The 13294-nt window shown below is 60.2% G+C and carries 17 protein-coding genes; 10 read left to right on the top strand and 7 right to left on the bottom strand.

Going from position 1 to position 13294, the window contains the following annotated elements; all coding sequences use genetic code 11:
* Nucleotides 1-36: 36 nt before the first annotated feature.
* Both ACYJRZ_RS07875 and ACYJRZ_RS07870 read left to right on the top strand, forming a co-directional pair.
* The gene (locus ACYJRZ_RS07875; protein WP_459457730.1) at nt 37-540 is read left to right on the top strand and encodes an RrF2 family transcriptional regulator; all 504 of its coding nucleotides are present in this window, start codon (nt 37-39) and stop codon (nt 538-540) included.
* A gap of 30 nt (nt 541-570) precedes the next feature.
* Nucleotides 571-1032 carry a carboxymuconolactone decarboxylase family protein gene (locus ACYJRZ_RS07870; RefSeq protein WP_015338745.1) on the top strand — a complete coding sequence of 154 codons (462 nt, stop codon included), beginning with the start codon at nt 571-573 and terminating at the stop codon, nt 1030-1032.
* 349 nt (nt 1033-1381) lie between these two features.
* On the opposite strand, the gene ACYJRZ_RS07865 is transcribed toward ACYJRZ_RS07870, so the two are convergent.
* Nucleotides 1382-2422, bottom strand: coding sequence for a glutamine synthetase beta-grasp domain-containing protein (locus tag ACYJRZ_RS07865; RefSeq protein ID WP_095433900.1), 1041 nt, complete (start codon nt 2420-2422; stop codon nt 1382-1384).
* A gap of 443 nt (nt 2423-2865) precedes the next feature.
* Here ACYJRZ_RS07865 and ACYJRZ_RS07860 point away from each other — a divergent pair, with 443 nt between their 5' ends.
* Nucleotides 2866-3057, top strand: a complete 192-nt coding sequence (locus ACYJRZ_RS07860) for a DUF2735 domain-containing protein (protein WP_459457727.1) — start codon at nt 2866-2868, stop codon at nt 3055-3057.
* A gap of 9 nt (nt 3058-3066) precedes the next feature.
* On the opposite strand, the gene ACYJRZ_RS07855 is transcribed toward ACYJRZ_RS07860, so the two are convergent.
* Nucleotides 3067-3702: a YitT family protein gene (locus ACYJRZ_RS07855; RefSeq protein WP_459457725.1), complete on the bottom strand. Its 636-nt coding sequence runs from the start codon at nt 3700-3702 to the stop codon at nt 3067-3069.
* Nucleotides 3703-3809: 107 nt separating this feature from the next.
* Nucleotides 3810-4754 carry a methyltransferase gene (locus tag ACYJRZ_RS07850; RefSeq protein WP_459457723.1) on the bottom strand — a complete coding sequence of 315 codons (945 nt, stop codon included), beginning with the start codon at nt 4752-4754 and terminating at the stop codon, nt 3810-3812.
* Between the two features lie 166 nt (nt 4755-4920).
* On the opposite strand from ACYJRZ_RS07850, the gene ACYJRZ_RS07845 reads away from it, so the two are divergent.
* The 3 genes from ACYJRZ_RS07845 to ACYJRZ_RS07835 are packed head-to-tail and all read left to right on the top strand — an operon-like array spanning nt 4921 to nt 7058.
* Nucleotides 4921-5187 carry a DUF6460 domain-containing protein gene (locus ACYJRZ_RS07845; RefSeq protein ID WP_459457722.1) on the top strand — a complete coding sequence of 89 codons (267 nt, stop codon included), beginning with the start codon at nt 4921-4923 and terminating at the stop codon, nt 5185-5187.
* Nucleotide 5188: 1 nt separating this feature from the next.
* Nucleotides 5189-5692, top strand: a complete 504-nt coding sequence (locus ACYJRZ_RS07840) for a CAP domain-containing protein (protein WP_459457720.1) — start codon at nt 5189-5191, stop codon at nt 5690-5692.
* A gap of 16 nt (nt 5693-5708) precedes the next feature.
* A complete protein-coding gene (locus ACYJRZ_RS07835; protein ID WP_459457718.1) occupies nt 5709-7058 on the top strand; it encodes an MATE family efflux transporter in 1350 nt (449 codons plus the stop codon).
* Here the strand turns inward: ACYJRZ_RS07835 and ACYJRZ_RS07830 are convergent.
* Nucleotides 7034-8122 carry a quinone-dependent dihydroorotate dehydrogenase gene (locus tag ACYJRZ_RS07830; protein WP_459457716.1) on the bottom strand — a complete coding sequence of 363 codons (1089 nt, stop codon included), beginning with the start codon at nt 8120-8122 and terminating at the stop codon, nt 7034-7036. The genes ACYJRZ_RS07835 and ACYJRZ_RS07830 overlap by 25 nt on opposite strands.
* Entirely contained in the window at nt 8119-8475 is a 357-nt protein-coding gene (locus ACYJRZ_RS07825; RefSeq protein WP_459457714.1) for a DUF952 domain-containing protein, read from the bottom strand. Before ACYJRZ_RS07825 ends, ACYJRZ_RS07830 begins: the two co-directional genes overlap by 4 nt.
* Nucleotides 8476-8580: 105 nt before the next feature.
* On the opposite strand from ACYJRZ_RS07825, the gene ACYJRZ_RS07820 reads away from it, so the two are divergent.
* The 4 genes from ACYJRZ_RS07820 (at nt 8581) to ACYJRZ_RS07805 (ending at nt 11629) form a co-directional block, all read left to right on the top strand.
* Nucleotides 8581-9009 carry a hypothetical protein gene (locus ACYJRZ_RS07820; protein WP_459457713.1) on the top strand — a complete coding sequence of 143 codons (429 nt, stop codon included), beginning with the start codon at nt 8581-8583 and terminating at the stop codon, nt 9007-9009.
* Nucleotides 9010-9146: 137 nt separating this feature from the next.
* Nucleotides 9147-9812, top strand: coding sequence for a S24 family peptidase (locus ACYJRZ_RS07815; protein ID WP_459457711.1), 666 nt, complete (start codon nt 9147-9149; stop codon nt 9810-9812).
* Between the two features lie 15 nt (nt 9813-9827).
* A complete protein-coding gene (locus ACYJRZ_RS07810; protein ID WP_459457709.1) occupies nt 9828-11033 on the top strand; it encodes a thermonuclease family protein in 1206 nt (401 codons plus the stop codon).
* A gap of 182 nt (nt 11034-11215) precedes the next feature.
* The gene (locus ACYJRZ_RS07805) at nt 11216-11629 is read left to right on the top strand and encodes a tellurite resistance TerB family protein (protein ID WP_015338732.1); all 414 of its coding nucleotides are present in this window, start codon (nt 11216-11218) and stop codon (nt 11627-11629) included.
* A 56-nt stretch (nt 11630-11685) separates the two neighbouring features.
* On the opposite strand, the gene ACYJRZ_RS07800 is transcribed toward ACYJRZ_RS07805, so the two are convergent.
* Together ACYJRZ_RS07800 and ACYJRZ_RS07795 are read right to left on the bottom strand one after the other, a co-directional pair.
* Entirely contained in the window at nt 11686-12504 is an 819-nt protein-coding gene (locus tag ACYJRZ_RS07800) for a transporter substrate-binding domain-containing protein (protein WP_459458691.1), read from the bottom strand.
* A gap of 194 nt (nt 12505-12698) precedes the next feature.
* Nucleotides 12699-13274: an acyltransferase gene (locus ACYJRZ_RS07795; RefSeq protein ID WP_459457706.1), complete on the bottom strand. Its 576-nt coding sequence runs from the start codon at nt 13272-13274 to the stop codon at nt 12699-12701.
* Between the last annotated feature and the right edge of the window lie 20 nt (nt 13275-13294).

The raw sequence follows: 13294 nt of genomic DNA, 5'->3' as shown, positions 1-13294 counted from the left end.
CGGATAAAAATTATCCATGATTAGAAAGGCACGGAAATGAAGCTCGGAGACGGCGTCGAACAATCCATTCATTGCGTTGCCATGCTGGCGGGATTATCCGATGGCGGCGTACTCTCGGCGGCAGCGCTTGCCGAATTTCACGGCGTTTCGGTCAGCTATCTTCTGAAGCATCTGCAGGCGCTTTCGGGCGCCGGCATTCTCGATACCGTGCCGGGGCCGAAGGGTGGCTATCGGCTGGCGCGCAAGCCGGAGGCGATCAGCCTGCTCGATATCGTGCTGGCGGCCGAAGGCCCAGCACCCGCCTTCCGCTGTGCGGAAATCCGCCAGCGCGGTCCAAACCCGCTTGAAGGGCGTTACTTCGCCAAGCCATGCGGCATCAATGCCGCCATGCTGGCGGCCGAGCGTGTCTATCGGGCTGAATTGGCAAAGACAACGATCGCCGACGTGCTGACCGATCTCAGGCAGACGGACACGGATGGCGGGATCGCCGCGAGAGGCTGCGCCTTTCTCGAGCTGCATGAACGCAAGACCAGAAACTGAACCTCAATTTAAAACCCAAGGAGAAGACCCATGCATCCGCGTTTCAACTTCGCCAAAGCCTCTCCCGATTCCTACAAGGCTGTCGTCGCGCTGGAAAACTTCGTGCAGAGCAGCGGCCTCGAACGCCGCTTCATTCACCTGATCAAGCTCCGCGCCTCGCAGATCAACGGCTGCGCCTATTGCGTCGACATGCATGTGAAGGAAGCCCGCCACGATGGCTTGAGCGAACAGTGGATCAACCTGATGTGCGTCTGGTGGGAATCACCCGTCTATGACGACCGCGAGCGTGCCCTGCTCCGCTGGGTGGATTCCGTCACCAAGATCGCCCAGACCGGCATTCCGGACGCCGATTTCGAGCCGCTGAAGCAGCATTTCAGCGAAGAAGAGATCGTCAAGATCACGGTGGCGATCGGCACGATCAACATCTGGAACCGCCTCGCCGTCGGCTTCCGCTCGCAGCATCCGGTAGATGCGGCAAGCAAGGCTGCCTGAGTACGCTATTGCCAGGCATGTGATATGCCGCCGCGTGCCCCCCTGAGCTTTCCCTTGAGCTCCGTCATCCTCGGGCTTGACCCGAGGATCCAGGCACAGGCAAGTCAGCGCGGCAGGAATGCTGTTAACGAGTACCGGCGCGCGCATTCATTCAGGCTGCGTCCTTGCGTATCACATTACATGTTCCGCAGCTTGGGCGTGGATCCTCGGGTCAAGCCCGAGGATGACGAACTCCAGGGTCAACAGAGACCCCCATCAATATCTGGATTCCAAAAACGAAAAACGCGGGGCCGAAGCCCCGCGTTTTTCATTTGCTCTCTCGCGTCCGGCGAACCGAAGCTGAGAAGTCTTAGGCAGCAACCGAGCCGAAGCCAGCCGTCGGTACTTCCGAGATGGTCTTCAGGACCTGGGAAGCGATCTGGTAGGGGTCGCCTTGCGAGTTCGGGCGACGATCTTCGAGGTAGCCCTTGTAGTCGTTCTTGATGAACGAGTGCGGAACGCGGATCGAAGCGCCGCGGTCGGCAACGCCGTAGCTGAACTTGTTCCAGGGAGCCGTTTCATGCTTGCCGGTGAGGCGCATGTGGTTGTCCGGGCCGTAAACAGCGATGTGGGCTTCGAGGTTCTTGTCGAACTGAGCCATGAGCGCTTCGAAATAGGCCTTGCCGCCGACTTCGCGCATGAACTTGGTCGAGAAGTTGCAGTGCATGCCCGAGCCGTTCCAGTCGGTGTCGCCGAGCGGCTTGCAGTGGAACTCGATGTCGATGCCGTACTTTTCGCACAGGCGCAGCAGCAGGTAGCGTGCCATCCAGATCTGGTCAGCGGCCTTCTTGGAGCCCTTGCCGAAAATCTGGAATTCCCACTGACCCTTGGCCACTTCGGCGTTGATGCCTTCGTGGTTGATGCCTGCTTCGAGGCAGAGGTCGAGGTGCTCTTCAACGATCTCGCGAGCGACATCGCCGACGTTCTTGTAGCCGACGCCGGTGTAGTACGGGCCCTGCGGAGCCGGGTAGCCGGATTCCGGGAAGCCGAGCGGACGGCCGTCCTTGTAGAAGAAGTATTCCTGCTCGAAGCCGAACCATGCGTCCTCGTCGTCGAGGATGGTCGCGCGGCTGTTGGATTCATGCGGGGTGACGCCGTCGGGCATCATGACTTCGCACATGACGAGAGCGCCGTTGGTACGGGCCGGGTCCGGATAGATAGCGACGGGCTTCAGCACGCAGTCAGAGCTGCGGCCCTCAGCCTGCATCGTCGACGAACCATCGAAGCCCCAAAGCGGAAGCTGCTCAAGCGTCGGAAATGCGTCGAATTCCTTGATCTGCGTTTTACCGCGCAGGTTCGGTACCGGGGTGTACCCGTCGAGCCAGATGTACTCGAGCTTATATTTCGTCATTACGCACCTCATAACAGTTAATCAGGCGAAGTAGGAAAAACTTTGCCCGGCGCGCCCGCCGGAAAATTCCTCACTACGAACGGCTGCTAAGAGAGATGCATGTGCTGTGCCAGATCGCATCAGCACCTGGCTCGTCAGGCGAAATTTTTTGATTCAGCCGTATTCGGATGAGATTTCCGAGCGTCAACCATCGGAATTCTTTTCGAATCGCCAGAACCGTTCTGACCCAGTTGCCAAGATGTCGCAGGCCTCCTGACCGTAGAATAGATCGGAAAATCGGCAGATCAAAGAAACGGCATTCGCCGTACCACCTTCTAGTTGCCTATAATTTCATCATTTAGCATTTTTTTTAAGCGAAATGGTGATATTCGTCTTTTGCTTTGCTATATATGAGCTGTCTCTTGAAGCGCGCCCGCTTGAACACCAAAAAGGGAGAGACACGAATGGCAATCGGTACTCGACACGAAACCGCAAAGATCTATCAGTTTCCCGTTACGGCTCGCCCGACGGCGCTCAGCCAGCGTCCGAAGGTGAACCTCACCCCGGATATTGGCCCATCCATTGCGACGGCCGCATTCGACAGCTGGTATCACGAAGCCGCGATCGTCGAATCCGACGACACCCGCAAGCAGTGAGCTTTAGCTTTACAGCGCTATATAGCGATCCGAGCGATGATTGATCGCGACGAAGAGATTGAGCGCGATTGCGCCGATCACCGAGCAGATGACCACCGGCGGCGTGGTCACAGCAAAAGCGACGGCGAGCACGCATAGGTCGATCGCAAGCTGCACTAGCCCTGCCCTGATGCCGAAACGCTCCTGCAAATAAATCCCCAGAATGCCGACGCCGCCAAGGCTGGCGCGATGACGATAGAGTGCGAGCAGGCCGAAGCCGAGCAGAATACCGCCGAGCACCGCCGACCAGAGCGCATTGATATGCGCGACATCGAAGAGTAGCGGCTGCAGGTTGGTCAGAAGCGAGGTCAGCGCGATGGCGATGAAGGTCTTGACCGTGAAGACCGGGCCGAGCTGCTTCAAAGACAGATAGAAGAACGGCAGGTTGACCACAAAGAAGGCCAGGCCGAAATTCACACCGATCGCATAGTGCAGCAGGAAAGCGATGCCGGCGGTGCTACCGGTCAGAAGGCCGGCGCTTGAAAGGCAAAATAGCCCGAGCGAGGAAATCAGGCTGCCAGAAATGATGCCCTGAACATCCTCGATCCACGAATGCCGGGTCGCGGACGTATTCCAGATACCAAATGCGCTCTTTGCGTTTGCCATGTGATTTCCCCTGGGTTTCAAGGCTTTTTGCTGAAATCCCAGGCGACAATCAAGCGAAAATACGTAAGTAATGCTGACCTATTTCAAATTCGCAAGATTCGAAATCATCAGGCCGATTTCCGGGTAATGAACAGAATGCCATGGACCGGTTTTCCGCCATCCATGCGAATGATGCTGCGGGTGATATTCAGCACCGTAAAGTCGTGCGCGGCCAAAATCCGACTGACATAGGCTTCGGAATGGGCAAACCGTAAGGAATCGCGCAGCACATAACCGTCTGCCTGCTGTGCGTCCTCGACCGAAAAGGCAAAGACGGCGCCATCGGCCGCAAGTTTCTGCACGATCGCCGTCACGCCATGCAAATCGCCGAGATACATCAGCACGTCGGCGGCGGTGATCAGATCCGCGCGGCCAACGGCGAACCCTTCATCGAACACGCCTGACAGCTCCGGCTCCAGCGACAGGTCGGCGTGGCCGAGATGATCGTAGACATGCTTTTCTGCCGCCTTGGCGAGCATGCCCTTCGACAGATCGTAGCCTTCAAGCCGGTCGACGGTGACGCGGATTTCCGGCCCGAGCAGGCCGGTGCCGCAGCCAAGATCGATCGCGAGGCGGAAATGTTTCGGGATACCAGCCGTTTCGGCGATTAGCGCTGCAAGCTTGCCGGGCACGCTATAGCCGAGCTTCTCGACGAGCGAGGTTTCGAAGCGGTCGGCATAGTCGTCGAACAGCCGCTCGACATAGAGGCTCGGCGGCCGGTCCGGCAAATCGGCACCGCCGAGAACGGCAAGCTTGAGGCGCGCACCGAAGACATCGCCCTGATCGAGCGTCAGCACTTCGTTCAGCGCGGCGATCGCGCCTGGCGCATCGCCGGCCTTCTCGCGATAGGTCGCAAGCGTGAACCAGCCCGCCGCCCAGCGCGGCACCAGCTCCAGCGCCTGCTCCATCAGCTCGGCGGCACTCGCCGGCTCGCCGCTTTCGGCAAGCATCTTGGCGTAATCGGCGCGGCGGTCGGCAATGACATCGCCGGAGGAAAGCTGGCTCGGCAGCATGTGTTTCATCCTGTTTGACGCTCGCCTTTGAACGCGGCCATAAAAAAACTCAAGTCCTATTTCAGGCAGAGGCCTGTTTGAGGTGCGCGCCTGGCAAAAGTGCTTGCGAGTCGCAGGGCCCGGCCCTATCTCAGGCACCACCGACTGCCATCATGGAGACGTCTGCATGTCCGATCAGGTGAACAGATTCCTTGGCGACTCGCCCGGCAGAACGCTGGTAAAGCTCATCATCGTGTCGCTCGTCGTCGGCTTCGTGATGAAGTTCTTCGGCTGGCGGCCCCTCGACTTCCTCTATGGCGTCCGCCGCTTCCTGCTTGATCTCTGGCACAGCGGTTTTGCCGCGCTTGGCGAGTTCGGCGATTATGTGCTGCTCGGCGCCTCCATCGTCATTCCCGTTTTCATCATACTTCGTTTGTTCAATTACCGCAGCTGACATGACCTCCCAGACACTGACCTTAACGCGCCGCGATGCGTTGCGCCTCACCGCCCTTGCGCTCACCGCATCGGTCGCAAGCTGCGCCACGCCGCCGACCCATGTTTCTAACACGCCCGCCAGCGATCAGACCGCTTCCGCCCTGCCGCTCGTGAATGCACTGCGCGCCAAGAACGGCCTGCCACCGCTGAAGGTCGACACGGCCGCAGGTGCCGCCGCCATCTATCAGGCCCGGCGCATGGCGGTTTCCGGCAAGATGGAGCATCTGATCGGTATCGGCGATGATTTCGGCAAGCGCGTCAAGGCAAGCGGCGTCAAGCTGCCGGCGGCAGAAAACATTGCCGAAGGCCAGCGTGACGTGAACGCTGCGGTGACAGCCTGGATCAACTCGCCGAAGCATTTGCACAACATGCTCGGCAAATATGACGGCCTTGGCGTCGCTCTGGCCTATGACCCCTCTTCCGGGGGCAGGCCTTATTGGTCCATGGTGCTGTCCTCGAACTGAGGAGGCATAGCGCAGCATGGATGTCCAGCAAGGGAGCCGAAAGGTTCTGCCATTCGACGTAACGCATCGGCTCGTGCTGTCGATCGCGATTCCGATGACGCTCGGCTTCATGACCACGCCGCTGCTCGGCCTTGTGGATACCGCCGTCGTCGGGCATCTCGGCCAGCCGGACGCGCTGGCAGGACTTGCGATCGGCGCCGTATTGTTCGATCTCCTTTTCTCAAGCTTCAACTTCCTGCGCGCTTCGACGACAGGGCTCACCGCTCAGGCCTATGGGCGCCATGACCGGCACGAACAGCAGGCCGTCTTCTGGCGAGCGCTGATATCGGCGCTTACGTCAGGCACCCTGATCGTGCTTTTGTCGCCTCTTCTCCTTTGGCTCGGCCTTAAGCTCATGGGGCCGCAAGGCGGCATCGCCGATGCGACGCGCACCTATTTCTCTATCCGCATGCTGTCGGGGCCGGCAGCGCTTGCCAATTACGCGCTGCTCGGCTTCGTGCTCGGCCGCGGCCAGGGCCGTATCGGACTTTTGCTGCAGACCGTCATCAATGGCGTTAACATCGTGCTCGCCATCCTGCTCGGGCTCTATCTGGGCTGGGGTGTGGCGGGTGTTGCCTGGGGCACGCTGATCGGCGAAGCGAGCGGCATGTTGCTCGGGCTTTTCATCGTGCTGCGCAGCTTTGCCGGTGAGGAACGGCCAGCGCGCGCGGAGCTGCTCTCGCGCGTCAAGCTCACGCAGCTCTTCGCGCTCAATCGCGATATCCTGATCCGGACCTTCGTGCTGATCGGCGCCTTCACGCTGATGACACGCATCGGCAACAGCTTCGGCGCCGTCATGCTTGCCGCCAATGCAGTGCTGATGAACTTCTTTCTGCTGTCAGGCTATTATCTCGACGGGCTGGCGAACGCGGCCGAGCAGATCACCGGCCGCTCGATCGGTGCCAATTATCGGCCGGCCTTCGAGCGCGGCTTGAAACTGACGGCGCTCTGGTCCTTCGGGCTGGCGCTTGCCGCCGCCCTCTTCTTCTTTACATGCGGGCCGGCACTGATCCGGCTGTTAACGACTTCCGAGGAGGTGCGCCTCGCCGCGGAGACCTATCTGCCCTGGGCGGCGATAACCGGCCTGACCGGGGCGCTCGCCTTCCTGATGGACGGGGTCTTCATCGGCGCCACATGGTCGCGCGAGATGCGCAACAAGATGCTGCTATCGTTCGGCGGCTATCTCATAGCTCTCGCCGTCTTCGTACCGACGCTCGGCAATCATGGCCTATGGATGGCCATGAACGCCTTCCTGCTGTTTCGCGGCATCTTCCTGGCCATGGGCCTGAAGAAGCGGGCGGATCAGACGTTCCGGTTCGCCCAGTAATCCAGCTTGGCATCGCGCAGGTCGCGGATCGAGCCGGCGCGCTCGCGATCGAGCAGCTTCGACAGACCGGTGACGACCTGTCCCGGCAACCCTGGCCCTTCATAGACCATGCAGGAATAGAGCTGCACGAGATCGGCGCCGGCCTTGATCTTCTCCAGTGCAGTCTCCGCCGATGACACGCCACCGACGCCGATGATCGGCAGCGCGGCACCCAGGCGGCGGCGCATCTTGGCGAGCACCGCGGTCGATTTTTCGAAGACCGGCTTGCCGGAAAGGCCGCCGGCCTCCTTGGCCTGCCGCTGATCCTTCAATCCATCGCGCGACAGCGTGGTGTTTGAGACGATCAGGCCATCAAGCGCATGAGACAAGGCCTCGGCAGCGATATCGTCCATACCCTCTTCGGTCAGATCCGGAGCGATCTTGAGAAAGACGGGAATGCGCTTGCCCGCCTTTGCCGCTTCCTCGTCACGGGCAGCAAGCACGGCCGACAATAGGGCCGACAGGCTTTCGCGAGCCTGCAGATCACGTAGGCCCGGGGTGTTCGGCGAGGAGATATTGGCCGTGAAATAGCGCGCCACGGAGTAGAAGCGGCGGATGCCGGCGACATAATCGGCGATGCGGCCGGCGCTATCCTTGTTGGCGCCGATGTTGACTCCGATGATGCCGTTGCTTCGGATGGCTTTGAGGCGCTGAAACGCTGCCTCATGACCCTCATTGTTGAAGCCGAGGCGGTTGATGACGCCTTCATCCTCGACCAGACGGAAGATGCGCGGACGGGGATTGCCAGGCTGCGCCTTCGGCGTGACAGTGCCGATCTCGGTGAAGCCGAAGCCGAGCTTCAGCAACGCCTCCGGCACCTCGGCATTCTTGTCATAGCCGGCGGCCATACCGATGGGGTTGGCAAAATCGAGCCCGGCCACGGTCTGACGCAGGCGAGGATCGGCGTTGATGCGGCAGGCCGGAACCAGGCCGGACTTCAGCGCCGCAATCGACATGCCATGCGCGGTTTCCGGATCAAACAGAAACAGGCCGCGCCGGCCGAGATCGCGAAAGGCGCCCATCATTCCGCCATCTCCGGAAAGAGGTGAGCTCCATCGTCGCCAATCGGCAATGGCTTTTCCCAAATGACTGCCGAAAGCGGCAGTGGCGCGTAGAGATGCGGGAAGAGATCGCCGCCGCGTGAGGGTTCGAAAACCAGCTTGTCGCCCAGCGCATCGCCATCGACAGCCACGAGCAGCAGCCCGGTCTGCCCTGCGAAATAGAGCTCCGCGGTTTTCCTTGCCTGTTTCGCGGTGGAGAAATGAATGTAGCCGTCGGTCAGATCGATCGCCGCGCCATGAAAAACGCCGGTTTGTCTGGCTTGCTGCCAGAGCGTGTCCGGCACGATCTTGTAAACCATTGGCATGGCGGTCATCATCCCTCTGTAAAGCTATCCTGATAGGGCTTTGCACGAAAACATCAGCCGATGTCCACGGTTTCCGTGATGGATTTGGGATTTAACGCAGAAAATCCGGAGGATGACATGACGAAGGAACTGAAAATCGGCCTTGCGGCCATGCTTCTGCCCGCTGCTTTTCTTCTCACCACGCCGGCGTTTGCGGCCGAGCCTGACGCTACGCGCTTCCAGCTGGAGCGCAGCGGCGATCATTTCATCCGCCTCGACAAGCAGACCGGCGCGGTGTCCATCTGCCAGGATCAGGGTGGCAATCTCGTCTGCCGCATGGCTGCCGACGAACGCAGCGCCTATGACGATGAGCTGGACCGGCTTTCCGACCGCGTGACAAAGCTCGAAAAGACAGTTGCCGCGAACAAGGGCTCAAGCCTGCCCGATGATGCCGAGATCGACCGCACGCTCGGGATCATGCAGAAATTCATGCGGGGCTTCATGGGCATGGCGAAGGAATTCCAGAACGAGCAGCCGGACGTGAAGCCGCAGCCGCAGAAGACCTGAGCCCGCGAAAGGCCGCGGACGAAAGCACGGGGATAAAGGACCCTATTCCTATACCGGTCTTTACTCGCCAAAATGCCTCGGTTAACTTTTTCTAAAGAGCAGAGCGTCGGGCGAGCCGGCGCGGATACCGAGCGGCGATGCTGTCACACGAAGAGATATGGGGTGCGATCGACCGGCTTGCCGAGCGGCATGCCTTGACCCCTTCGGGCCTTGCCCGCCGCGCCGGTCTCGACGCCACCTCCTTCAACAAATCGAAGCGGCTGAGTCAGGATGGACGTCTGCGCTGGCCTTCAACGGAATCGATCTCCAAGATCCTCGATGCGACCGGAGCGAGCCTGGAACAATTCCTGAGCTTCATTCGTCCAGCCGAGCCGCCGACCGCAGCACTCGTGAACAAAATCTTGCCGTCCGGCACGTCCATCCCGTTGATCGGCTTCGCCCAGGCGGGCGCCGGCGGTTTCTTCGATGATGGCGGATTTCCCGCCGGCCAGGGCTGGGACATGGTGGAGTTTCCGGTTGCGGCGGCACAAAGGGCCGGCGTCTATGCGCTTGAGGTGCAAGGCGAGAGCATGTTGCCGCTTTATCGCGACGGGGATATTCTGATCGTCGAACCGGGAGCCCAGATCAGAAAGAACGACCGCGTTGTCGTGAAGACCCACAAGGGTGAGGTCATGGCCAAGGTCTTGCTGCGGCAGAGCGCCAAGTCGATTGAACTTTTGTCGCTCAATCCCGAACATACCAACCGCAACTTCGATCTTGCGGATGTGGAATGGATTGCCCGGATCATATGGGCCAGCCAATAGGAAAGTATTCTCGTTATGCGTCGTGATATTTGGCTCGCAGGTGTGGCAGGCGCGGTCGTCGGCTCTTGGTTGACTCTCGTCGCGGTTCAGTTCGCCGGACATGGCTTCGATCTGCATGGCCGTGGCGGCGAAACGACGGCGGAGAACAAGTCGGCGGCGACGCAGAGCGATACCGCCAAGGCCGAAACCACGCTACCGAAGGCTATCGAGACACCCAAACCTGCCGAAGCCACGAAAGATAAGGCAACGATCCTGGCCGCAGCGTCCCCTTCGACAAGCAGCACCGACAGCAGCCCAGCCCTGTCTGCCGCTGCCATGGCGGCAGCAGCAGCGGCGAGTACCGGCGATGAGACGAAGGTCGAGGAAAACAAGCCGGCGGCAGCGCAGCCGGTGACGCAGCAGGACAGTAAGGTTCCAACCGATACCGCGCGCTCGAACGACGTGTCGACGAAGCCAGAGGAAGCACAAGCATCGCTGCCCGCAGCGGATACGACAAAGGACAAGGATACTTCCGCCCCTGCACAGCCGGCAAATGAAACCAAGCCGGACAAGCCAGCTGTTGCTTCATCGGACACAGCATCTTCCGGCGAAGCCAAGACCGATCCTGCCCCGGACAACCGAATACCGGCCGACCAGATCGACAGGGAGACGGCGGCGGCCGAACATCGAACCTTGTCGCCGGTGTCGCCACAGCAACAGGTTCAGCCCAAGCCTCAGTCCGAACCTCAGCCTCAGTCCGAACAGGCTGCACTGGATCCTGCATCCAAGCCGCAGGAGCAAACGACGATCGAACTCGTCCGTCCCTTCTCCGATCAGGCTGGTATATTGACCATATCAGGCAGAAGCGTGCAGCTCACCGGTATCGTTCCGACCGATGTCGACCGGATGTGTACCGGCCCGAGCGGAAAGGATTGGCCCTGCGGTCAGGCCGCACGCGCCGCGTTCCGCATGTATCTGCGCGGACGCTCCATCGATTGCGACGTGCCCGATGCCAATTGGAAAGGCACCATCAAGGGTACCTGCCGCTATGTCCGCATCGATCTCAGCGCCTGGCTGGTCCGCTTCGGTTGGGCCGATCCGGAGCCGGGTTCCCCGCTCGCGGCTCTGGTGGATGAAGCCAAGGAAAAGAAGCGCGGCATCTACGGCGACGACCCGCGCAAGAGCGGGAAATCGACGCTTGCACCGCCTCCGGCCAAGGAAGACCCGCTCAACCCCATCTGACGCCTTGCTTCCGCCATTACAGCGCCGCGCGTCATAGATGACGCGCCAAGGTCGCTGTAGCGCTTTTAATTTGCTGCATAATTTCATCCTCAAATCGATTCCGATTTAAGGAATTATGCAGTAACTTTTGCCATGAGACGCGCGACTTCTCAGTCTGCCAAATTCAAAGGACTTCGCCTGTCATGAACAAGCCGCTTTCTGCTCACGAGGCCCTGATCTACGTCATGGTACTCGCCTCGGCCGTTGACCGCACGATGAACGACCGGGAGCTCAGCCGCATCGGGGAGCTCATTCACGCCCTGCCGGTATTCAAGGGGTTCGACGACGAGAAGCTGATTTCCGTCTCCCGCGACTGCGCCAAGCTTCTTTCGAACAATGAGGGATTGGACATTGTTCTCGAAACCGTGCGTGATACGCTTCCGGCCCGTCTATATGACACGGCCTATGCGCTCGCCGTCGAAGTCGCTTCGGCCGACCTGTCAGTCAAGGCCGAGGAATTGCGCCTCCTCAGCCTGCTTCGCGACCGTCTCGGGCTCGACAAACTGACCTGCGCCGCCATCGAGCGCAGCGCGATCGCCCGCTATCGCAAGGCCTGAAGCATTACGCATTCCGGACGGAAAACCGGTATGCGCTTCTCCTGGGCCTGCTCTGATCAGTAGAGCCCATAGGGGAAATAGCGCAGATAGATTTCCTGCAGCCTGCCGTCGCGTGAGAGGGTGGCAAGCGCATGATTGATTGCCGCCGTCAGATCGGCATCCTGCTGGCGCAGCATGATGGTCATGCCTTCGCCGAGAAATTGCTGCGACAGGTAGGGACCGTCAAAAAGGGCGCAGCATTTTTCGGCCGCCGGCGACGAGACCCAGAAGGAAAGCTGCAGGCCATCGGCAAATGCCGCATCGACCTTGCCGTCCTTGACGGCAGTCAGCAATGCTTCCTTGTCGTCGAAGGGCACCTGTTTGATCGCCGGGAAGAAGGCCGCCAGCATCGCCGCGTGCGCCGTTCCCTTAACGACGCCGACCGGCTGTCCCGAGAGCGAAGCGGCCGTCGTGCCGCTGATCGGCGCCTTGAGATTGCGCACGAAGCGGGCCGGCAACATGAGGAAAGGCCGCGAAAAGGCGAAGGTCTTGCGCAACTCGGGCGTAACCGCAACGCCGGCGATGATGGCATCGCCTTGCGAAGCGGCAAGTGCACCCTGCAATTCGCCGAAGGGCAAGGCCTGGATCTGGCATTTGTCCGCTATTGCCAGCTCGTCGCAGATCTTGCGCGCCAGCTCGACATGGAAGCCGGTGAGCTTGTCGTTCTGATCGAGGAAATTGAAAGGCGGAAAATCGATCGATGTCAGGAAGCGCAGTCTGACTAGCGAAGATAGATCCGGTTTCGGCAGGCGCTCACGCGCATCGAACAGGATCGGCAGGCTCTGCGACTTCGTCTCCTGAGCGGCAACCGGCGGGGTGCAGCATATGGCGACCATGGCCGCCAACGCCAGATACCGGGCGGCAGACATGATCGGCGAAAGGCAAACACGCATGGTCTGGATCCGGCCTCCGGTCGTGGATGCACATTTCTGATTCACCAATCCGATGTAGCAGAGACACGCCGCAGGGGGAATATCATACCGTTGAATGATGACCGAAGCGGCTGCGGGATGGGTGCCGGTCGCGCCCTTTACTTTTTCGGCAGAACGAGCCGTTCAATCTTTACCGATCGGGTGCCGCTCGCCTCTCCGCGCCGCTTCAACAGCCTTGCCGGGGTACCGACATAGATGCCGTAAGGCTCGGTCCTGCCCTTGACGACGGCGTTGGCGCCGATAACGCATCCCTTGGCGATATGGGAGCCACCGAGGATCTTGGCGCCCGCCCCGATCCAGACATCGTCCTCAATGACGACCGGCTTCTTCGTCACCCCCTGCAGGCGGATCGGCTGCGAGATGTCGTCGAAATTATGATCGAAGGAGACGATCATCGCGTGCGCCGCGATGCGCACATCATTGCCGATCACAATGCCGCCGCGACCAAGCAGAATGCTGTAGTCGTTGAAGGAGACATGGTCGCCGATTTCGATGCTGCCTTCTTGCGCATCGATGATGACACCCTTACGGAAATGGACTCTTTCCCCGATGCGGACATCGCCTCGCTTCCAGATGATTCTGGTACCGAGAGGTATTTTCGTGCTGCGGGCAATCTTCAGCGCACCACTTCGAAAGAGCGCTTTCAGCCTGTAAAACCATGCAATGCCACGCATCTCGACGCTCCTGACAAGGA

Source organism: Rhizobium sp. No.120 (assembly GCF_054558365.1).
Note: the sequence above shows the minus strand (reverse complement) of the source record. Positions and strands in the feature narration are given on the sequence as shown.